Consider the following 19,284-nt stretch of genomic DNA (forward strand, 5'->3'; position numbering starts at 1 on the left):
CTCCTTACTTGAGCGAGATGGTCGTATTCACTCCGCCGGTCACGGCTGCGTCGTCGAACCAGCGCGCGGTGATGGTCTTGGTCTGGGTGTAGAAGGCCACCACCTGCTTGCCGTACGGGCCCAGGTCGCCCAGCTTGGAGCCGCGCGAGCCGGTGAAGGAGAACAGCGGCACCGGCACCGGGATGGGCACGTTGATGCCGACCTGGCCGGCGTCCACGTCCTCTTCGAAGGTGCGCGCGGCCGCGCCGGACTGCGTGAACAGGGCGGTGCCGTTGCCGTTCGGGTTGGCGTTGATGATGGCGATGGCGTCCTTCAGCGAGTCGGCGTGCATCACGCACAGCACCGGGCCGAAGATCTCTTCCCGGTAGACCGCCATGTCCCGCGTCACGCCGGAGAACACGGTGGGGCCGACGAAATTGCCGCTCTCGTAGCCTGGCACCGTTGGGCCGCGTCCATCCAGCTCCAGCCTGGCTCCTTCTTCGATGCCCTGGCCGATCAGCTGCTGCACGCGGGCCTTGGCCCTGGGCGAGATCAGCGGTCCGATGTCGGTGCCCGGTTCGGCGCCGGCGTTGATCGACAGTGTCTGCGCTTTCTTCACCAGGTCCGGCAGCCATTGCTGCGCCTCGCCGACCAGGATCATCACCGACAGGGCCATGCAGCGCTGGCCCGCCGCGCCGAAGGCGGCGCCGGCCAGGTTGTTCAGGGTCTGCTCGCGGTGCGCGTCCGGCAGCACGATGGCGTGGTTCTTCGCGCCCATCATGCACTGCGCGCGCTTGCCCGCCAGCGTGGCGCGCCGGTACACATGGGTGCCCACCGTGGTCGAGCCGACGAAGGAAACCGCCTTGATGTCCGGATGGTCGCAGATGGCGTTCACCACGTCCGCGCCGCCGTGCACCACGTTCAGCACGCCCGCGGGAACGCCGGCCTGCAGCGCCAGTTCGGCCAGGCGCATGGTCACCATGGGGTCTTGCTCGGACGGCTTGAGGATGAAGGTGTTGCCGCAGGCGATGGCCATCGGGAACATCCACAGCGGGATCATGGCCGGGAAGTTGAACGGAGTGATGCCGGCGCACACGCCCAGCGGCTGTTGCACCGTATAGGTATCCACGCCGCCGGCCACGTTGCTGGCCAGTTCGCCCATCTGGAGCTGGCCGATGTTGGCGGCGTGCTCCACCACCTCCAGTCCCCGGAAGATGTCGCCCTCGGCGTCGGCCAGCGTTTTGCCTTGCTCGGCGGTGAGCAGGGCCGCCAGTTCGGCCATGTGCTCGCGGATCAGCGCCTGGTACTTGAGGAAGATGCGGGCGCGCGCGCCGATGGGCGTTTTGCGCCAGGCCTGGAAGGCGGCCTTGGCGGCGGCCACGGCTTGCGCCATTTCGTCCGGCGTGGCGTGCGGCACGCGGGCGATCACCTGCTGCGTGGCCGGATTGACGACCTCGCTCCAGTGTTCGGTGGCCGATTCGACGAGGGCGCCGCCGATCAGCAATTTGACGGTGGGGACGGCGGGGGGGATGGCGGTAGTGTCGGCGGTAGGGACGGCGGGGGCAAAGACGGCATTGGTCATATGAGCGTTCCTTGATGGGCGGCGCGTGCGCTTTCCCGCGCGTGCTGCGCCGCCAGTCTGCGAAGTAAGCCGGCGGCATGCTGCCGCGCGGCACCCGTTACGCACCTTCCGTACGTAACCAGACCCGGCGCCGCCGTGCAGCGGGCGGCGCTGAAGATCAACAGGCCGGTATCCGGGCTTGCAAGTCTTGCCGCTTCGCCTTCCCAGTCTTGCGGACCAGTGGCATGGATGAAGCGGCCGCACTTGCCTACCGTTGCGGAGGCAGCAGGGGCATGGGGCGCGGTGAGATTCCGACCGCGCCGACCACTTTCCCGTTTAACGCCGGACAAGAATTTGCCCGGCGCACCTGTTGCGTAAAGATTAGCACATCATTTGACGTTTACGTAAACGTAATCTCGATTTGTTACGAAAATTGCTCGAAACGCTCAGCCAGGAAGTCCACGAACGTGCGGATGCGCGCGGAAAGCTGGTGACGCTGCGGGTACACGGCGTAGATGTCCGCGTCCGGCGTGCGGTAGCCGGGCAGCACCTCCACCAGGCGCCCACTGTTGAGGTAGCGCTCAATATCCCACCCGGCCCGCATCAGGATGCCGTGGCCGTCGAGCGCCCAGTTGACGGCGATCTCGCCATCGTTCGTGGTCAGGTTGCCGCGCACCTTGACGGCTTCCGCGCTGTGTTCCGATTCCCTGCCGGTGAACATCCGCCACAGCCCGTACGCCTCGTCGCCTTGGCGGATGCTGATGCAGTTGTGCCGCCGCAGTTCGCCCGGCGTCTTCGGCTCCCCATGCTGGGCCAGGTATCTGGGCGAGGCGCACAGCAGGCGGCGGTTGGGCGCCAGCCGCTTGGCGATCACGCGCGCATCGGCCGGCGCGCCGAAGCGGATGCAGACGTCGAACTGGTCGTCCGTCAGGGCCGGCGGGTCGACCGACAGCTGCAGCTGCACGTCCACTTCGGGATAGCGCAGCACGTACTTCGAAATGGCCGGCGCGATATGCAGGCGGCCGAAGCCCAGCGTCGCGCTGACCCGGAGCTGGCCCTTGGGCGTACCCCTGGACTTGCTCAGCAGCTGGTCCAGGTCGTCGATTTCGCCGAGGATGCGCCGCGCGTGCTCCAGCAGGACGTCGCCCTCGGCGGTCAGGCTCATGCGCCGCGTGGTGCGGTTCACCAGCGGCACGCCGATGCGCGACTCGATGTGCGCCAGCCGTTTGCTGACCGCCGACGTCGTGATGCCCATCTCGCGCGCAGCCGCGCTCAGGCTGCCGCTGCTGGCGAGGGCGACGATAAAGCTCAACTCGACCGGTTGAATGCCGTTGCTCATGATTGTGGAGTTATGGGTTAACAATGGATTGAGTTTAGCCAGCTTATTCATCGTCGTCCACCCCTTACAGTGGCCTCGTTAATCAGCCACAACCCACTCAGGAGACTGTCATGAAGACCTATCACATCGCAACCATTCCAGGCGACGGCATCGGCAAGGAAGTCGTGCCGGCCGGCCGCGAAGTGCTCGCCGCGCTGGCCGCCGGCAGCAAGGACTTCGCTTTCGAGTTCGAGGATTTCGGCTGGGGCGGCGACTACTACCGCCGGCACGGCGCCATGATGCCGGCAGATGGCCTGGAAGCCCTGCGCGGAAAGGACGCCATCCTGTTCGGTTCGGCCGGCGACCCGGACATCGCCGACCACATCACGCTGTGGGGCCTGCGCCTGAAAATCTGCCAGGGCTTCGACCAGTACGCCAACGTCCGTCCGACCCGCATCCTGCCCGGCATCGACGGTCCGCTCAAGCGCTGCAGGCAGGAAGACCTGAACTGGGTCATCGTGCGCGAGAATTCTGAGGGCGAGTATTCCGGCGTGGGCGGGCGCGTGCACCAGGGCCACCCGATCGAAGCCGCCACCGACGTGTCGATGATGACGCGCGTCGGCGTCGAGCGCATCCTGCGCTTTGCCTTCAAGCTGGCGCAGTCGCGTCCGCGCAAGCTGCTGACCGTCATCACGAAGAGCAACGCCCAGCGCCACGCCATGGTGATGTGGGATGAGATCGCGCTGGAAGTGTCGCGCGATTTCCCGGACGTGGCATGGGACAAGGAACTGGTGGACGCCGCCACCGCGCGCATGGTCAACCGCCCGGCCACGCTGGACACCATCGTCGCCACCAATCTGCACGCCGACATCCTGAGCGACCTGGCGGCCGCGCTGGCCGGCAGCCTGGGTATCGCCCCGACCGGCAATATCGACCCCGAGCGCCGCTACCCGTCCATGTTCGAGCCTATCCATGGCTCGGCGTTCGACATCATGGGCAAGGGCCTGGCCAATCCGGTCGGCACTTTCTGGTCGGTCGTCATGCTGCTGGAGCACCTGGGCGAACACGCGGCGGCCGCGCGGGTGATGCAGGCGATTGAAAGCGTCACCGCCACGCCGTCGCTGCATACCCGCGACCTGGGCGGCACGGCGACCACCGCCGACGTCACGCGCGCCGTGTGCGCCCTGCTGGACGAGGGCAGGGCGCGCAAGATGGAAAGCATGAAGGAACTGGGCCGCGTCGGGGCGAGATGAATTGCGTGGGCGCCACCTGTCGGCCATCAAGGGCGGCTGGCTGCAGCCTGCCATCCGGCGCGCGCGGTGACGCTGGGGATCTCCGATGCGCCGGGCGACGATCCGCGCGACATCGCCTCCGGGCCGGCCATGACCAACGTTAAAGACTTCCGGGCCTTGCTGGTATCGTTTCATGGAAATGGCGGGGGATGATGCCAACTAATTGATTTAAATGACGTTTTGTGGAATTATTGTTTCATGAATCGTTTCGCTAATCGTTTCACGGACCAGGCAGCATTGGACCTGTTGTCCGTGCTGAGGCAGGCGCGCACGCTGGGCGCGGCCGACCTGCTGGCCCGCTTGCGACAATTCCGCCCGACGACGAGCCGCGCGACGATGATGCGGATGGTGAAGGCGCTGGGCGATCAGGTGGTTGTCCGGGGAGCGGCACGCAGCACGGCATATGCAGCCAGGCGGCCGATACGCGGCCGGACCGAGCCGATTCCGGTCTATCGTCTCGATCCAGCGGGGCGTGGCGACCAGATCGGGCAGCTCGATCCGCTTTACCCCGAGGGATGCGCCCTGCGCTACGACGTGCCGCTGGAGTGGCCCTTGGCGGACGAGATGCGCGACGGATGGTTTCCGGGCCTGCCATATCCGTTCGAGGATATGCGGCCGCAGGGCTTTCTGGGCCGGAATCTGGCGCATAGCTTGTCCGGCCCACTGCAAGTTCCGGAAGACCCGCGCCGCTGGCATGAGGACGACGTGCTTTATGTGTTGTCGAAGACAGGTTCCGATTGCAGCGGCAACTACATCCTGGGCGACGGGGCCTACCGGCGGCATCTGGAGACGGTTCAGCAGGGCTACCATCTGGTCGGCGACGATGCGCTGGCGCAGGCATACCCTGAGCAGGCGGATCACGCGATGGCGGCTGGCGTGGCGGGATCCTCGGCCGGTGGCGAATTTCCCAAGTTCACGCTGTGCCGCGAGGGCGCAGGGCGGCGTTTTCACGTGCTGGTCAAGTTTTCGGGAAACGACGGCTCGGCGGCCGCGCAGCGCTTGTCGGATTTGCTGGTATGCGAGCATTTGGCGCTGCAGGCGATTGCGGGGCATTTGCAACTGCCTGCGGCGCGCAGCAGCGTTTACCGCTACGCGGGGCGTACTTTTCTCGAGGTGGAGCGCTTCGACCGCCACGGCGAGTTTGGGCGCTCGCCGGTGTGCACGTGGTCTGCGCTGGAAGGGGCGCTGTTCGGCATGGCCGGGGAGTCCTGGCTGACGTACGCTCGCGCCGGTGTACGACATGTTGCCTATGCTGTACGCGCCGTTGCGCGGCGTTGAAATACCGCAGCGCAGCTTCACGCCTGCGCTGCCATTGCCATCCGAGCGTGATGCCTGGCTGCGCGCGGCGAATTGCGCGATGGCTTTTTGGGATGAGGCAGCGGTTGATGAGCGTATCAGCGATGCGTTTCGCAGGGTGTGCGCGGACAACGGCGCTCAAGTGAGGAGGCTGGCCGCGCTGGCCTAGCTTGCCGGCTTACGCACGTCGTACAACAGGGGCGAGGCCCGGCAACCCTCCTACGATCTGGGCGGGAACCAGGAGTCCCAGGTCTCCTTGATGGTGGCCTTGACGATGGCGATGGAGTCCGGATCGCCTTTGAGCATGGCGGACAGGTAGGCGCGCGCCTGCTTGAGCGAGACGTCCGGCGGCAGCGGCGGCACGTTCGGGTCGGTCAGCACTTCGAGCACGCAGGGACGTTCGCAGCGCAGCGCGACGTCCCACGCCGGGCCGATGTCCTCGGGCCTGGCGACCCGGATGCCTTTCAGGCCTATCAATTCCGCGTAGGCGGCGTAAGGGAAGTCGGGCAGACCCTGCGACGGCGCGTAGCGCGGATCGCCGCCGGTGGCGCGCTGTTCCCAGCTTACCAGGTTCAGGTCGCCGTTGTTGAGCACCATGACCACCAGGCGCGGGTCGGCCCACTGGCGCCATAGCCGCGCCACGGTGATCAGGCCGTTGATGCCGTTCATCTGCATGGCGCCGTCGCCGGCCAGCGCGATCACCGGCCGCTCCGGCCAGGCGAATTTGGCGGCGATGGCGTAGGGCACGGCGGGGCCCATCGTTGCCAGTCCGCCGGACAGGCTGGCCATCATGCCGCGCCGCAGCTTCACGTCGCGCGCATACCAGTTGGCCGAGGAGCCGGAATCGACGGTGATGATGGCGCCGTCCGGCAGGCGCGGCGACAGTTCCCAGAACACGCGCTGCGGGTTGACCGGTTCGGCCTCGTTCATCGCGCGCGCTTCCAGCACGTGCCACCAGCGCTGCACGTTTTCCTCGATCTGCTGCTGCCAGCCGCGGTTGGCCTTGCGCTCCAGCAGCGGGATCAGTGCGGCCAGCGTCGTCCTGGCGTCGCCGACCAGGTTGAGTTCCATCGGATAGCGCAAGCTGGTGCGGCGCGCGTCGATGTCGATCTGCACGCCTCGCGCCTGGCCTTCCTTGGGCAGGTATTCGGCGTAGGGAAAGGAGGAGCCGACCATCAGCAGCGTGTCGCAGCCGTTCATCATATCGTGGCTGGGTTTCGTGCCGAGCAGGCCGATGGAACCTGTCACGCAGGGCAGGTCGTCGGGCACGGCGGCCTTGCCCAGCAGGGCTTTGGCGATGCCCGCGCCCAGCAGGTCGGCCACGGCGATCAGTTCGTCCGTGGCGTTGAGCGCGCCGGCGCCGGCCAGGATGGCGACTTTCCCGCCCACGTTCAGGATGCCGGCCGCCCGCTGCAGCGCCTCGGCCGGCGGCTGCAGGCTGGTGCTCAGCGCGCCGATGCCGGTGTGGACCGAGCCATGCTCGCGCGGCGGCCTGGGCACGGCGGGCAGGTCTTGCACGTCGTTCGGGAAGATGACGCAGGTGACGGTGCGCTGCTCGCGCGCGATGCGCATGGCGCGGTCGACCAGGTGCCGCACTTGCGCCGGGTCGGTGGCCATGTGCACGTATTCGTGCGCCACGTCCTTGAACAGCGACAGCAGGTCGACTTCCTGCTGATAGTCGCCGCCCATGGCCATGCGCGCCTGCTGGCCGACGATGGCGACCACCGGCTGGTGGTCCATCTTGGCGTCGTACAGGCCGTTCAGCAGGTGGATGGCGCCGGGGCCGGACGTGGCGAGGCAGACCCCGGTCTCGCCGGTGAATTTGGCGTGGGCGGTGGCCATGAAGGCGGCCATCTCCTCATGGCGCGGCTGGATGAATTCGATCCGCTCCTGCCGCCCGAAGGCACCGACGATGCCATTGATGCCGTCGCCCGGATAGCCGAACACGCGCCGCACGCCCCATTCGCCGAGGCGCTGCAAGAGGAAATCGCCGACAGTCGCTGTCATGGCTGGCCTTCCGCATGGTGAGCTATGCAGCCATGTTAAAGAGCCGGGTGCTGCGGCGGCGCACGCTACCCCTTGGAAACTTGGACCCGGATGGCGAGCAGGTAGAAGCAGAGCGAGAGCAGCGCCACGGCCAGCAGCACCAGCAGCAGCGTGGCGGGCGCGTGCATTTGCACCAGTCCCGCCACGGCCAGCGGCCCTGCCGCGCGCGAGACCAGCGCGGGGCCGGCCAGCGCGCCCGAGATGGCGCCGTAGTTGCGGCGGCCGAACATGGTCTGCGGGATGGTGCCGCGCACGATGGTGAGGATGCCGTTGCTCATGCCGTACATGATGCAGAACAGCGCCGCCGCCCAGGCGTGCGAGCCGAACAGCAGCAGCGCGAGCAGGGCGGCGGGCAGGGCGCCGAAGGTGATCTTGCCGACGGTGCGCGGCAGGGCGTTGCGGCCCATCGTCATTTCGCCGATGCGGCCGGCCACCTGCATCGGGCCGACCAGCGCGGCCAGCCACACGGCCAGCGCGGCGGTGTGGCCGTATTGCTGCAGCAGCGGTATCAGGTGCACCGACATCGCGGAGAAGATGAAGCTGTTGGCGGAAAAGGCGAAGGCGAGCTTCCAGAAAGCGGGGTGGCGGATGGCCTCGGCCAGCGAATGTTCATGGGGCGCTTCCGGCGCGGGCTGCGCGGTGCTGGCCTGCGCCATGCCCTGTACGGCCGGCGCGGACGGCGGGCTTGCCATTGCCTGTAAAGCGGGGGGCGCCGCCATGACCGCTTCGCCGTGCGCAGGTCTGGTAGTGGATGCGGACGCTGGCGCGTGCGCGGCGGCGTCCGGCGTGCGCGGCGGCAGGCGCTTGCCGGCGGGGAGCAGCAGGTGCAGCGGCAGGCAGATGGCCAGATGCGCTGCGGCGTAGATCAAACAGGTGTCGCGCCAGCCGACCATGCTGTCCAGGTACTGGGTCAGCGGCCACGAGACGGTGCTGGCGAAGCCGCCGAACAGCGTCAGCGTGGAGATGGCCTGGCGGCTGCGCGTGCCGAATTCGCGGTTGATGGTGGCGAACGCCGCCTCGTACATCGTCATCGACATCGCCAGTCCCAGCACGGTCCAGGCCAGGAAGTAGCCGGGCAGCGTGTGCACCTGGCTCAGGGTCGCGAAGCCGACGCCGCACAGCAGCGAGCCGGCGCCCATCACCGAGCGCCCGCCATGCCGGTCCAGCTGCACACCGACCGGCGTGGCGGCCAGCCCGGACACCAGCAGGCTCCACGAAAACGCGCCCACCACCGCCGCGCCGGACCAGCCCAGCTCACGCTGGATCTCGGGCGCCAGGATGGCGATCGCGTAATACAAGGCGCCCCACGACATGATTTGCGTGCAGGCGAGGATGGCGAGGGTCTTCCAGCCGGTCGATATGCGCACTGGGTCCCTATGGCTCGATGATGCCGCGCCGGATGGCGATCGTGACCGCGTGGGTGCGGTCCCTGGCGCCCAGCTTGGCCAGCACGCCGCTCATGTGCGCCTTCACCGTCTCCTCGGCGATGCCCAGCCCCTGCGCGGCGCTCTTGTTCGAGTTGCCCAGCGCGACCAGGCGCAGCACGTCGATTTCGCGCGCGGTGAGCGCGTCGGATCCGAAATAGGCCGCCATCTCGGCCGCGATCTCGGGCGGAATGTGCTGCTGGCCCGCGTGCACCTTGCGTATGGTGTCCAGCAGTTCGGTGCGCAGCATGCTTTTCAGCAGATAGCCCGCCGCGCCCGCTTTCAGCGCGCGCAGCACCTGCACGTCGCCTTTATAAGTGGTCAGGACGATGATGCGCGCAGCAGGGTCGCCGGCGCGGATGGCGGTGATGGCTTCCAGGCCGCTCATGACCGGCATCTGCAAGTCCATCAGCGTCACGTCCGGCTGGTGGCGCGCGTACTGCATGACCGCTTGCGCGCCGTCGCCGGCTTCGGCCACCAGTTCCACGTCCGGACAATGTTCGAGCACCGCCGCCAGCCCCTCGCGCAGCAGAGGATGATCGTCGACAACAAGAATGCGGATGGGCGGAGGCTGATTCACGAGCGATAATTGTGTTAAAGGAAAATATTTTACACGAAACAAGCAATTTTCATTGTCCGTATACCCCGAACGGGGGTAGGTCATTGTGCAGTGCCGCGTTAGGCTTCCCCCCATGGACACATTGCGGGAACACGATACTGGCCGAATTGCCTTCGGCCGCCACACGCTGCTGCCGGAGCGGGGCGAACTGCAGGCGCACGACAGTGCGCCTGTTTCGCTGGGGCCGCGTGCGACGGCGGTGCTGATGGCGCTGATCGGCGCGCGCGGCAGTGTCATCAGCCAGGACTATCTGCTGAAACATGCCTGGCCCGGCCAGGACATCCACGCCAGCAACCTGAGGGTGCAAATTGCTGCGCTGCGCAAAGCGCTCGGCGAAGACCGCGATCTGATCGGTACGGTGGCCGGGCGGGGCTATGTCTTCGCGGGCCGGCTGTCGTCGGCGAGCGGCTGCGCGGCTGCGTTCTCCGCCGCTGGCGAGTCCGCGCGGCCCAAGGTACGCCCGTTGCCGCTGCCGATGGCCGAGATGATAGGCCGCGAGGCGCTGCTGCAGAACGCGCTGAAGCGGCTGGACGGCTGCCGCGTGCTTACGCTCGCCGGCACCGGCGGCATCGGCAAGACCTCGCTGGCAATGGCGATGGCGCACCGCGTCGCGGACGCAGCGGATGGCGTGAGGGACGGCATGAAAGACGGCGTGGCGTGGGCCGAACTGGCCGACCTCTGCGCGGCTGACGGCGTCGCCGGCGCCGTGGCTGGTGCGCTCGGCATGGAAGTGGATACCAGTCATGGGCCGAACACGCTGGCGGCGCTGGCAGAATGCATCGGGCAGCGGCCGCTGTTGCTGGTGCTGGACAACTGCGAGCACCTGGCGGACGCGGTGGCGCGGCTGGTGGAAATGCTGCTGCAGCGCTGTCCACGGCTGCGCATGCTGGCCACCAGCCGCCAGCCCTTGCTGGCGGCCGGCGAGACCGTGCTGCGCGTGCCGGCGCTGATGGTGCCGGACGAGACGGAGCCGGAGGGCGCGCATCTGCTGCAATACAGCGCGGTGCAGCTGTTCGTGACCCGTGTGCGCGCCGCCGACGGCGACTTCCATCCCTCGCCGCGCATGGCCGGGCTGATCGCCGCCATCTGCCGCCGCCTGGAAGGACTGCCGCTGGCGATAGAACTGGCGGCGGCATGCGTGCCCGCGCTGGGCGTGGAGCAGACTGCGGCCGGGCTGGGCGAGATGCTGCAATTGCTGCGCCGTGGCCGCCGCACCGCCCCGGCCCGGCACCAGACCATGCGCGCGGCGCTGGACTGGAGCTACGCTTTGCTGACCGATCCCATGCGCGGCGCCCTGCGGCATCTGGCGCAGTTGCCCGATGGCTTCACGATAGACGCGGCGGTGGCCGCGCTGGCGCCGCAGGGCTACACGGCGTTCGACGCGATCGACGCGCTGGCGGGCCTGGTGAGCCATTCGCTGGCGCTGGTGGACCATGCCGGCACGCCGGCGCGCTACCGCTTGCCGGCCACCACGCGGGCTTACGCACTGGAGCTGCGCGGCGACGTGGAACTGGCGACGCGAACCCCCGACGCTATGGCAACGGTGTGACGGCGGTCTATCTTGCGCTGCAGCTTGGCAGGTTGATGCCGTGACGGTCTGCGCTGGCCCGCCACTGCGGATCGCAGGGCAGGACGGCGAGCGCCGCGTTCAGCCTGGCCAGCAGCGCGGCGCGGTGCGGGCCGACAAACAGCCGCCGCGCGAACGGCGGCGCCCCCGGCTCCGGGACCGCGGCCAGCTTGCCGGCAAATTCGGGTTCGCCCATGATGGCGCCGTAGAGCAGGCGGTTCATCTGCGTGAAGTCGACCCGTCCGAGCGCCACCTTGCGCAGGTTCAGGCGCTCGGCGTTGGTGTCCTGGCGGCGCAGGCGCCCGGCGGCCAGCAACTGCTCCAGATAGAGATAGCGGTAGCCGATGATGGCGCCGAAACGCAGTCCCGCCAAGTCCGCCGCCGACGACAGGCGCGGCGCGTTGGGGCCGGCGAACACCAGCACGTTGTAGTCGTAGAACACCGGCTCGCTCCACAGGAAGCGCGGCTGGCGGTCCTCCTTGACGAAGGCGGGCGACAGCAGCAGCCCGACCCCTTCGAAGCTGGCCGGGTCGCGCATCCCCGCCAGCATCAGGCGCTGGCGCGGTATGTGGCGTAGCCGCAGGCGGTACTGGCCGGTCAGGTGCGCATTCAGCCGCTCGACCAGTTCGGCCGCGAGGCCGCCGCCGTCCGGCATCAGGAAGGGCGGGGAGAGATAGGTGTTGTAGGCGTCCACTTGCTGTTCGGCGGCGTGGGCGGGGCGTGCCGGGTTCGGCGTCAACGCCATCGCAAACATTGCGGCTAATATCACGGCCCACATCGGCAGGCGGACCTGCGCCAGGATAGGGACGGGGCCAGGCTCCGGGACGAACGCGGGTGCGAACGCGGGTGCGAACGCGGCCGCCAGCGCGGGAGCAATCGCGGATGCGAACGCAGGGACTGGCGGCGGGGCCAAGGGCAGCAGCGGAGTCTGCACCGGTCTTCCTTTCGCGTAAACGGCGGGGAAGCGCCAAGTATAGCTTGGCTGGCTAGTGGCCGGCGCAGGGTGCTAGCGCGATGCCGTGCCGGCCGGCGGTGGCGCGCCATCGCCGGTCGCAGGGCAGGGCGGCGAGCGCTTCGTTCAGCTTGGCCATCCATTCGGGATGGTGGGGGCCGACGAATATACGCCGGGAAAACGGCGGCATGCCCGGTTCGCTGATGGCCACCAGCTTGCCGGCGAACTCGGGCTCGGCCGACATGGCGCCATACAGCAGCCGGTTCATCTGTGTGAATTCGAGCCGCCCGTTCGCCACTTTGCGCAGGTTCAGGCGCTCGCCGTTGGTGTCGTGCCGCATGATGCTGCCGGCCGCGACCTGCTCCTCCATATAGAGATAGCGGTTGCCCACCACGGCGCCAAAGCGTTTGCCTTTCAAATCGGCCACCGAGGCGACCGCCGGCGCGGCCGCACCGGCGAAAATGAGTACATTGTAGTCCTGGAATATCGGATCGCTCCACAGGAAGCGCGGCTGCTTGTCTTCATTGACAAAGGCTGGGCTCAGCAGCAGTCCGACGCCCTCGAAGGCGGCTGCGTCGCGCATTTGCGCCAGCAGCAGGCGGCGGCGTGAGATGTTGTTTAAATGCAATTTCACGCCGGACATATGCGCGTTCAGGCAGGCGACCAGTTCGGCCGCGATGCCGCTGCCGTCTTCGTTGAGGAAGGGCGCATGCAGATAGGTGTTGTAAGCCTGCACCTCCTGCTGCGCTTCCTGTGGCGCCTGGGCGCAGGCCAGCCGGGCGCAGAGCAGCGCGGCCAGCACCAGCAGGCGCAGCGCCGGGAAGGGCGAAACCAGGCAGGACGGAAGGGGCATGGCGCCTCCTCATGGCAGGATATCTACATTATAGTGACACGGTTGCGGCTTTGCTCATATGCATCTTTGGCTGGCTTATATTGATACTTAAAACGATATCGGAAATGGCTAAAATATGATTGGATTGTAAGGACGCGAACTCATAAGATGGCTTCCGAAGCATACCGGGCTGACAGCATTGGCAGCCGGTACATAACTAAAATTACACGGAGAAACCCTTATGGAACGGACTATCGGCCCGATCGCGGCCTCGACTCGCACTTTTATCTTGAAAGCTTCCGTGGGCTCCCTGCTCGCGGCCGGCCTGCTGAGCAGCGCCTCGGTCTGGGCACAGGAGGCCGCGCAGGCCGCCGACGCAGCCCCCGTGGTCACCGTGACCGGCGTGCGCAAGGCCGCGCAGAGCGCGCAGACCATCAAGCGCAACGCCGACGAGGTGATCGATTCTATCGTCGCCGACGAAGCCGGCAAGTTCCCGGACAAGAACGTGGCCGAAGTGCTGGGCCGCGTGTCCGGCGTGCAGATCCGCCGCGAATCCGGCGAAGCCAGCTCCATCATCGTGCGCGGCCTGCCGGGCCTGGTCACGCTGCTGAACGGCCGCGAGATCTACACCTCGAACGGCCGCAGCCTGTTCCTGGCCGATATCCCCACCACCATGTTGCAACGCGTGGACGTCTACAAGACCCAGAGCGCGGACATGGTCGAAGGCGGCACCGCCGGCGTGATCGACGTGCGCACCTCGCGTCCGTTCGACTTCAAGGGCTTCACCGCCAACCTGGCCGGCCGCGTCGAGAACCGCGACAAGGCCAAGACCAACGACCCACAAGCGTCGGGCATGGTTTCGAACCGCTGGAAGACCGACTTCGGCGACGTCGGCGCACTGCTCGGGCTGTCCTACCAGAAGGGCAATTACCACGACGAGGTGACCTGGAGCGCGCCGCCGGCCCACCTGGTGCCGGGCGATCCCGCCGCCACCGGCCCGATCGACCTGGGCCACGTGAATGCGCTCGGCAAGCGGGTCCGCCTGTCCGCCAACTGGGCCCTGCAATGGCGCCCGTCGCGCACGCTCGAACTGTACGCCGAAGGCTGGTCGACCCGCATCGACCACGACATGGAGCGTCAGTTCTACCTGGGCGGCGTGGGCTGGAATGCGAACTCGACCTACACCCTTTTCCCCGGCACCAAGCAGGTCGCCACGGTCACCTCGAGCAATCCGGGCGGCCTGTTCGCGCTCAGCTCCAACCAGGCCCCGCAGGACGATTCGGAAAGCCACCAGGGCGCCATCGGCGCGCGCTGGGACGTCACCCCGGACCTGCGCCTGACGACCGAATTCTCGCGCGTCAACAGCCGCTGGAAACAGGAGTTCCCCATCGTGGAAATGACGGCCAGCCCCACCAAGATGGTCGGCAGCACCTATGTGAACGGCGGCGCCTATTTCGACTATCCGGGCTATGACATGACCAACCCGGCCAACTACCGTCTGGGCGCCTTCATCGACAACTGGCAGGCATCGGGCGGCCAGTCGAACGACTGGCGCGCCGACGCCGTCTACAACAACGGCGAAGAGCACTTCTTCCGCGAATTCAGCGGCGGCGTGCGCCTGGCCCAGCGCAAGGCCTCGTATATGCACGAGAGCATGAACTTCCTGCCGCCGATGGCCAATCCGCCTGCCGTGGCCTCGCTGCCGGGCCTGCTGTGCCCATCAATGCAACTGGCCAACGACTACGGCATGAACCAGTGGCTGGTGGCTTGCGCCGGCTATCAGCACGCCAATATCGACCAGATCCGCAAGATGTATGGCCGCGACGGCAAAACGGCGCCCGATCCATACTCGCTGTACCGCAACGGTGAAGACACCACCGCGTTCTACGGCAAGACCCGCTTCGGTTTCGACGCCTTCGGCGTGCAGTTCGACGGCACCGCCGGCGTGCGCGTGGTGCGCACCGAGCTGGACGTGAACGGTTTCAGCAACATCAACGGCAAGCCTGTCGCGGTCAACCGCGACGTGTCCTCGACCGACGTGCTGCCCAACCTGACCCTGAAGGCCACGCTGCGCCCGGACCTGATCGCCCGCCTGAACGCCGGCAAGGCCGTGCAGCGTCCGAACTTCGGCGACTTCAACCCGGGCGTCTCGCTGGGCGCCACGCCGGACGGGGCAGGCATCTACGGCGGCGGCGGCGGCAACCCGGACCTGAAACCCATCGTCGGCAAGAACGTGGACGCGGCACTGGAATGGTATTTCGCCCCGACCGGCAGTGTGACGGCCACCGTCTTCAAGCACAAGTTCGAAGACTACGTGATCCGCCGCCTGAGCCTGGAACAGATCGACGGCAAGACCTACCGCATGGACCGTCCGCGCAACGTGAACGATGGCCAGCTGGAAGGCATCGAGCTGGGCTACCGCCAGTTCTACGACTTCCTGCCCGGCTGGCTGGGAGGCTTCGGCCTGGAAGCGAACTACACCTACATGAAGGGTCACCTGATGGAGGATGGCAAGAAGAATCCTTTCCAGGGCATGTCGAAGAACGCTTACAATATCGTCGGCCTGTATGAGCGCGGTCCGGTTTCGGCCCGCCTGGCGTACAACTGGCGCAGCAGTTTCGTTGACACGTACAATTACCGCGCCCTGGGCCTGGACCTGATCGTCGATCCGATCAAGACCGCAGACGCGTCGATCTCGTACAAGATCAACGACAACATGGGCGTGACGCTGGACGTGGAAAACCTGCTGGACCGCACGTACAACGACTACCACGGCATCCCGACCAATCCGCGCGACGTGCGCCGCTACGACCGCACCGTGGGCCTGTCGCTGCGCTGGAAGCTGTAACCGGCACGTAATCCGCCGCGAGCCGCCGAGCCCTGAGGCCGGCGGCTTTTTGCAGTTGATGTGTATTTGTATCGGACGAATCATGCATACCCAAAAATTATCGACGCTGGAAAAAATCGGCTTCGGCGCCGGCGACATGGCGCTGAACGTGGTGATCTCCTCGATGATGCTCATCATCACCTTCTTCTACACCGACATCTACGGCCTGCACACGGCCGACCTGGCCATGCTGTTCCTGGTCGTGAAATTCGTCGGCGGCGCCGCCGACCTGGTGATGGGCCAGATCACCGACCGCTACACCAGCCGCTGGGGACGCTACCGCCCTTACTTCCTGCTGCTGGCCGTCCCCTACGGCATCAGCGTGTTTTTCGTCTTTTCCACGCCGGCCTGGGGCTACGACGCCAAGCTGCTGTGGGCTTATTCGACCTATATCCTGATGACGGTGATGACGGCTGGCGTCGGCATCCCCTACATCTCCCTGCCCAGCAGCCTGACCAGCGATCCGCAGGAACGCCTGTCGGCCAACGGCTACCGCCTGTTCTTTGCCAAGATCGCGGGCTTCCTGGTCACCATCGTGGTGCCGGTGCTGGCCGAGCGCTGGGGCAGCGGCAGCGCTGCGGTGGGCTACCAGGCGGCGATGGCCGTCATGGCCGTGATGGGCGTGGCGCTGTTCCTGTTCTGCTTCTTCACCACCACCGAGCGCGTGACCCACGTGGTCGAACGCCAGCCGCTGTGGGCGCAGCTGAAACTGCTGCTGCGCAATGACCAATGGCTGATTTTGTGCGGCGTCTGTGTTACCGGTACCATCGGCTACGTGCTGCGCGGCTCGGTGGCCATCTACTACGCCAAGTACTACCTCGGCGGCAATACCGTGGTGGTGTCCACCTTCATGTCGATCGGTGTCGGCGCGGCGATATTGTCGATGATCGCCTCCACCTGGATCACCAAGTTCTACTGCAAGGTCAAGCTGTTCCGCTACACGCAGATCGGCGTCGCCATCATCAGCGTGCTGATCTACGCGCTGGTGAAGCCGGGCGACATCATGCTGGCATTCGTGCTGTACTTCCTGCTCTCCTTCGTGGTGGACTTGCACGCGCCGGTGTTCTGGTCGGCCATTGCCGAAACCATCGACTACGGCCAGGTCAAGACCGGCAAGCGCGTGTCCGGCTTCGCCTTCGGCGGCATTTCGGTCTGCCAGAAAGCGGGCATGGGAATCGCGGGAGCGCTGGTGGGCGTACTGCTGACTTACTTTAACTACCAGCCCAACCAGGAGCAGACGCAATTCGCGCTCACTGGCATTGCGCTGATGCTGTCCGTCATACCGGGCTTCTTCCACTTCATCATGGGTCTGCTGATGTTCAAGTACCGCATCAGCGACGCGTACTACACCGGCGTGAAGGCGGAAATGAAGTCGCATGGTTATGTGGCAGGTTGATCATTGAAACTGGAGAACGTTTTGCCTGAACCCCTCAAGCCGCTGATCGAGCAGCGCGCCGATCCCTACATCTACAAGCACACCGACGGCTATTACTACTTCACCGCTTCGGTGCCGCAGTACGACCGCATCGAGCTGCGCCGCGCGGCCAGCATCGCCGGCCTGGCCGACGCCGGCAAGGTCGACGTCTGGTTCAAGCCGGACAGCGGCGCCTGGAGCGAGCTGGTATGGGCGCCCGAACTGCATTACAACCAGGGTGCCTGGTATGTCTACTTCGCCGCCGCGCCCAGCCGCGAGATCAAACACAAGCTGTTCCAGCACCGCATGTACGCCATCCGCAACGTGCATGCGAATCCGCTCGAAGGCGAGTGGGAATTCATGGGCCAGGTGGACACCGGCATCGACACCTTCTGCCTGGATGCCACCACCTTCACGCATAAGGACCAGCTGTACTACCTGTGGGCGCAGAAGGATGTGGCGATCGAAGGCAATTCCAACCTCTACATTGCGCCGATGACGACGCCGTGGCAGCTGGGCGGCCCGCCGGTCATGCTGAGCAAGCCTGAATTCCATTGGGAGATCCGCGGCTTCTGGGTCAACGAAGGCCCGTCCGTCCTGAAGCGCAACGGCAAGATCTTCATCAGTTACTCGGCCAGCGCCACCGACGAGAACTACGCCATGGGCCTGCTGTGGGCCGACGAGAACGCGAACCTGCTGGATCCGGCTGCGTGGACCAAGCTGGAACAGCCCGTGCTGCAGACCTGCTACGAAGGCAAGGTCTACGGCCCCGGCCACAACAGCTTCACCTACGGCGACAACGATGAAGTGCTGCTGGTCTATCATGCGCGCACCTACACTGAAATCGTCGGCGATCCGCTGTGGAATCCGGACCGCCATACTTACGTCAAAGCGCTGCGCTGGGATGCGCAGGGCATGCCGGTATTCGGCAAAGCATCGGAGGCATGATGGAACTGCGCATAAGGGAATCGGAATTCGGCGTCACGCCGGACGGCCGGGCGGTCAAGCTGTACACGCTGAGCAACCGCAACGGCATCACCGCCAAGATCACCAACTACGGCGGCATCGTCACGGAGCTGCACGTGCCTGACCGCGAGGGCCGCCTGGCCGACGTCACCCATGGCTTCGACAGCGTGCTGCCGTACTGCGGCGACGTGCCTTACTTCGGCGCGCTGATCGGCCGCTACGGCAACCGCATCAAACTGGGCCGCTTCGAGCTCGATGGCCGCACGGTGCAGCTGGACGTGAACAACGGCGCCAACCATCTGCACGGCGGCGCGCTGGGCTTCCACAAGCAGCTGTGGGACGCCACGCCTTTTGTCGCGCCGGACGCGGTCGGCATCACGCTGAAGTATTTGAGCGTGGACGGCGAGCAGGGCTACCCCGGCAACCTGTCGGTCGAAGTGGTGTATGAGCTCAACGACGCCAACGAACTGCGCGTGCGCTACACGGCCGTGACCGACCAGGCCACGCCGGTCAACCTGACGCAGCACGCCTACTTCAACCTGGCCGGGCAGGGCGACATCCTCGGCCACGAGCTGACCATACAGGCCGACCGCTACACGCCTATCGACGCCGAATCGATCCCGCTGGGCGAGCTGCCTCCGGTGGCCGGCACGCCGTTCGACTTCCGCACGCCGCACGCCATCGGCGCGCGCATCAACGCGGACGACGCACAGTTGAAGAACGGTCTGGGCTACGACCATAACTGGGTGCTGAACAATCAGAGCGGCGAGTTGGGCCTGGCCGCCACGCTGCGCGACCCGCTGTCCGGCCGCGTGCTGGAACTGTTCACGCGCGAACCGGGGCTGCAATTCTACAGCGGGAATTTCCTGGACGGGAGCTTGAAAGGGAAGGGCCGCAGCTACGAATACCGCAGCGGCATCTGCCTGGAGCCGCAGCACTACCCGGACTCGCCCAACCATCCGGAGTGGCCGAGCACGATACTGCGGCCCGGTGAGACCTACTTCACCGAGTCGCTGTACCGCTTCAGCGCGGAGTAAGCTGGTCCAGCACCTCGTCGATGGCCAGCACCGCGGCCATCGGCCTGTCCGTGGCCGCGGAGGCGCACGCGATCGGGTGCAGCCAGGGGCTTAA

Annotated in this window: 16 protein-coding genes and 1 riboswitch; of the genes, 9 read left to right on the forward strand and 7 right to left on the reverse strand. The window is 66.3% G+C overall.

What is annotated here, in order from left to right:
* Positions 1-4: 4 nt before the first annotated feature.
* Together ACSQ8Y_RS05935 and ACSQ8Y_RS05940 are read right to left on the reverse strand one after the other, a co-directional pair.
* Positions 5-1,561 (reverse strand): CoA-acylating methylmalonate-semialdehyde dehydrogenase, encoded by a 1,557-nt coding sequence (locus ACSQ8Y_RS05935; RefSeq protein WP_436265530.1) that lies wholly within the window; start codon positions 1,559-1,561, stop codon positions 5-7.
* Positions 1,562-1,707: 146 nt separating this feature from the next.
* A riboswitch (cobalamin riboswitch) is annotated at positions 1,708-1,926 on the reverse strand.
* Between the two features lie 38 nt (positions 1,927-1,964).
* Positions 1,965-2,879 carry a LysR substrate-binding domain-containing protein gene (locus ACSQ8Y_RS05940; RefSeq protein ID WP_436265531.1) on the reverse strand — a complete coding sequence of 305 codons (915 nt, stop codon included), beginning with the start codon at positions 2,877-2,879 and terminating at the stop codon, positions 1,965-1,967.
* A gap of 110 nt (positions 2,880-2,989) precedes the next feature.
* On the opposite strand from ACSQ8Y_RS05940, the gene ACSQ8Y_RS05945 reads away from it, so the two are divergent.
* The 4 genes from ACSQ8Y_RS05945 (at position 2,990) to ACSQ8Y_RS05960 (ending at position 5,615) form a co-directional block, all read left to right on the forward strand.
* On the forward strand, positions 2,990-4,111 hold the full coding sequence (locus tag ACSQ8Y_RS05945) for a tartrate dehydrogenase (RefSeq protein ID WP_436265532.1): 1,122 nt from the start codon (positions 2,990-2,992) through the stop codon (positions 4,109-4,111).
* 66 nt (positions 4,112-4,177) lie between these two features.
* Positions 4,178-4,303: a DUF4147 domain-containing protein gene (locus ACSQ8Y_RS05950; protein WP_436265533.1), complete on the forward strand. Its 126-nt coding sequence runs from the start codon at positions 4,178-4,180 to the stop codon at positions 4,301-4,303.
* Positions 4,304-4,348: 45 nt separating this feature from the next.
* The gene (locus ACSQ8Y_RS05955) at positions 4,349-5,428 is read left to right on the forward strand and encodes a type II toxin-antitoxin system HipA family toxin YjjJ (protein WP_436265534.1); all 1,080 of its coding nucleotides are present in this window, start codon (positions 4,349-4,351) and stop codon (positions 5,426-5,428) included.
* Positions 5,391-5,615: a hypothetical protein gene (locus tag ACSQ8Y_RS05960; protein ID WP_436265535.1), complete on the forward strand. Its 225-nt coding sequence runs from the start codon at positions 5,391-5,393 to the stop codon at positions 5,613-5,615. Before ACSQ8Y_RS05955 ends, ACSQ8Y_RS05960 begins: the two co-directional genes overlap by 38 nt.
* Positions 5,616-5,665: 50 nt before the next feature.
* On the opposite strand, the gene ACSQ8Y_RS05965 is transcribed toward ACSQ8Y_RS05960, so the two are convergent.
* The 3 genes from ACSQ8Y_RS05965 to ACSQ8Y_RS05975 form a co-directional block, all read right to left on the reverse strand.
* Positions 5,666-7,453: a thiamine pyrophosphate-requiring protein gene (locus ACSQ8Y_RS05965; RefSeq protein ID WP_436265536.1), complete on the reverse strand. Its 1,788-nt coding sequence runs from the start codon at positions 7,451-7,453 to the stop codon at positions 5,666-5,668.
* A gap of 65 nt (positions 7,454-7,518) precedes the next feature.
* Positions 7,519-8,859: an MFS transporter gene (locus tag ACSQ8Y_RS05970; protein WP_436265537.1), complete on the reverse strand. Its 1,341-nt coding sequence runs from the start codon at positions 8,857-8,859 to the stop codon at positions 7,519-7,521.
* A 7-nt stretch (positions 8,860-8,866) separates the two neighbouring features.
* Complete coding sequence (locus ACSQ8Y_RS05975) at positions 8,867-9,496, reverse strand: response regulator (protein WP_436265538.1); 630 nt, start codon at positions 9,494-9,496, stop codon at positions 8,867-8,869.
* A gap of 112 nt (positions 9,497-9,608) precedes the next feature.
* Here ACSQ8Y_RS05975 and ACSQ8Y_RS05980 point away from each other — a divergent pair, with 112 nt between their 5' ends.
* Positions 9,609-11,084: an ATP-binding protein gene (locus ACSQ8Y_RS05980; protein ID WP_436265539.1), complete on the forward strand. Its 1,476-nt coding sequence runs from the start codon at positions 9,609-9,611 to the stop codon at positions 11,082-11,084.
* Between the two features lie 7 nt (positions 11,085-11,091).
* Here the strand turns inward: ACSQ8Y_RS05980 and ACSQ8Y_RS05985 are convergent, their stop codons facing one another.
* Positions 11,092-12,036 carry a substrate-binding periplasmic protein gene (locus ACSQ8Y_RS05985; protein WP_436265540.1) on the reverse strand — a complete coding sequence of 315 codons (945 nt, stop codon included), beginning with the start codon at positions 12,034-12,036 and terminating at the stop codon, positions 11,092-11,094.
* Between the two features lie 52 nt (positions 12,037-12,088).
* Entirely contained in the window at positions 12,089-12,907 is an 819-nt protein-coding gene (locus ACSQ8Y_RS05990) for a substrate-binding periplasmic protein (RefSeq protein ID WP_436265541.1), read from the reverse strand.
* Between the two features lie 220 nt (positions 12,908-13,127).
* On the opposite strand from ACSQ8Y_RS05990, the gene ACSQ8Y_RS05995 reads away from it, so the two are divergent.
* The 4 genes from ACSQ8Y_RS05995 (at position 13,128) to ACSQ8Y_RS06010 (ending at position 19,190) form a co-directional block, all read left to right on the forward strand.
* A complete protein-coding gene (locus ACSQ8Y_RS05995) occupies positions 13,128-15,734 on the forward strand; it encodes a TonB-dependent receptor (RefSeq protein ID WP_436265542.1) in 2,607 nt (868 codons plus the stop codon).
* An 82-nt stretch (positions 15,735-15,816) separates the two neighbouring features.
* Complete coding sequence (locus tag ACSQ8Y_RS06000; RefSeq protein ID WP_436265543.1) at positions 15,817-17,169, forward strand: MFS transporter; 1,353 nt, start codon at positions 15,817-15,819, stop codon at positions 17,167-17,169.
* Positions 17,170-17,190: 21 nt separating this feature from the next.
* A complete protein-coding gene (locus tag ACSQ8Y_RS06005; protein ID WP_436265544.1) occupies positions 17,191-18,135 on the forward strand; it encodes a glycoside hydrolase family 43 protein in 945 nt (314 codons plus the stop codon).
* Positions 18,135-19,190 carry an aldose epimerase family protein gene (locus tag ACSQ8Y_RS06010; RefSeq protein ID WP_436269763.1) on the forward strand — a complete coding sequence of 352 codons (1,056 nt, stop codon included), beginning with the start codon at positions 18,135-18,137 and terminating at the stop codon, positions 19,188-19,190. Before ACSQ8Y_RS06005 ends, ACSQ8Y_RS06010 begins: the two co-directional genes overlap by 1 nt.
* Positions 19,191-19,284: the final 94 nt, after the last annotated feature.

It is taken from the genome of Pseudoduganella sp. LjRoot289, from assembly GCF_964252925.1.
Lineage (GTDB): Bacteria > Pseudomonadota > Gammaproteobacteria > Burkholderiales > Burkholderiaceae_D > Rugamonas.

Coding starts and splice junctions, on each gene's coding strand:
- ACSQ8Y_RS06000 (WP_436265543.1), top strand. CDS start 15,817: ATGCATACCCAAAAATTATCGACGCTGGAAAAAATCGGCTTCGGCGCC.
- ACSQ8Y_RS05940 (WP_436265531.1), bottom strand. CDS start 2,879: ATGAGCAACGGCATTCAACCGGTCGAGTTGAGCTTTATCGTCGCCCTC.
- ACSQ8Y_RS05960 (WP_436265535.1), top strand. CDS start 5,391: ATGTTGCCTATGCTGTACGCGCCGTTGCGCGGCGTTGAAATACCGCAG.
- ACSQ8Y_RS06010 (WP_436269763.1), top strand. CDS start 18,135: ATGGAACTGCGCATAAGGGAATCGGAATTCGGCGTCACGCCGGACGGC.
- ACSQ8Y_RS05965 (WP_436265536.1), bottom strand. CDS start 7,453: ATGACAGCGACTGTCGGCGATTTCCTCTTGCAGCGCCTCGGCGAATGG.
- ACSQ8Y_RS05995 (WP_436265542.1), top strand. CDS start 13,128: ATGGAACGGACTATCGGCCCGATCGCGGCCTCGACTCGCACTTTTATC.
- ACSQ8Y_RS05955 (WP_436265534.1), top strand. CDS start 4,349: ATGAATCGTTTCGCTAATCGTTTCACGGACCAGGCAGCATTGGACCTG.
- ACSQ8Y_RS05990 (WP_436265541.1), bottom strand. CDS start 12,907: ATGCCCCTTCCGTCCTGCCTGGTTTCGCCCTTCCCGGCGCTGCGCCTG.
- ACSQ8Y_RS05935 (WP_436265530.1), bottom strand. CDS start 1,561: ATGACCAATGCCGTCTTTGCCCCCGCCGTCCCTACCGCCGACACTACC.
- ACSQ8Y_RS05980 (WP_436265539.1), top strand. CDS start 9,609: ATGGACACATTGCGGGAACACGATACTGGCCGAATTGCCTTCGGCCGC.
- ACSQ8Y_RS05945 (WP_436265532.1), top strand. CDS start 2,990: ATGAAGACCTATCACATCGCAACCATTCCAGGCGACGGCATCGGCAAG.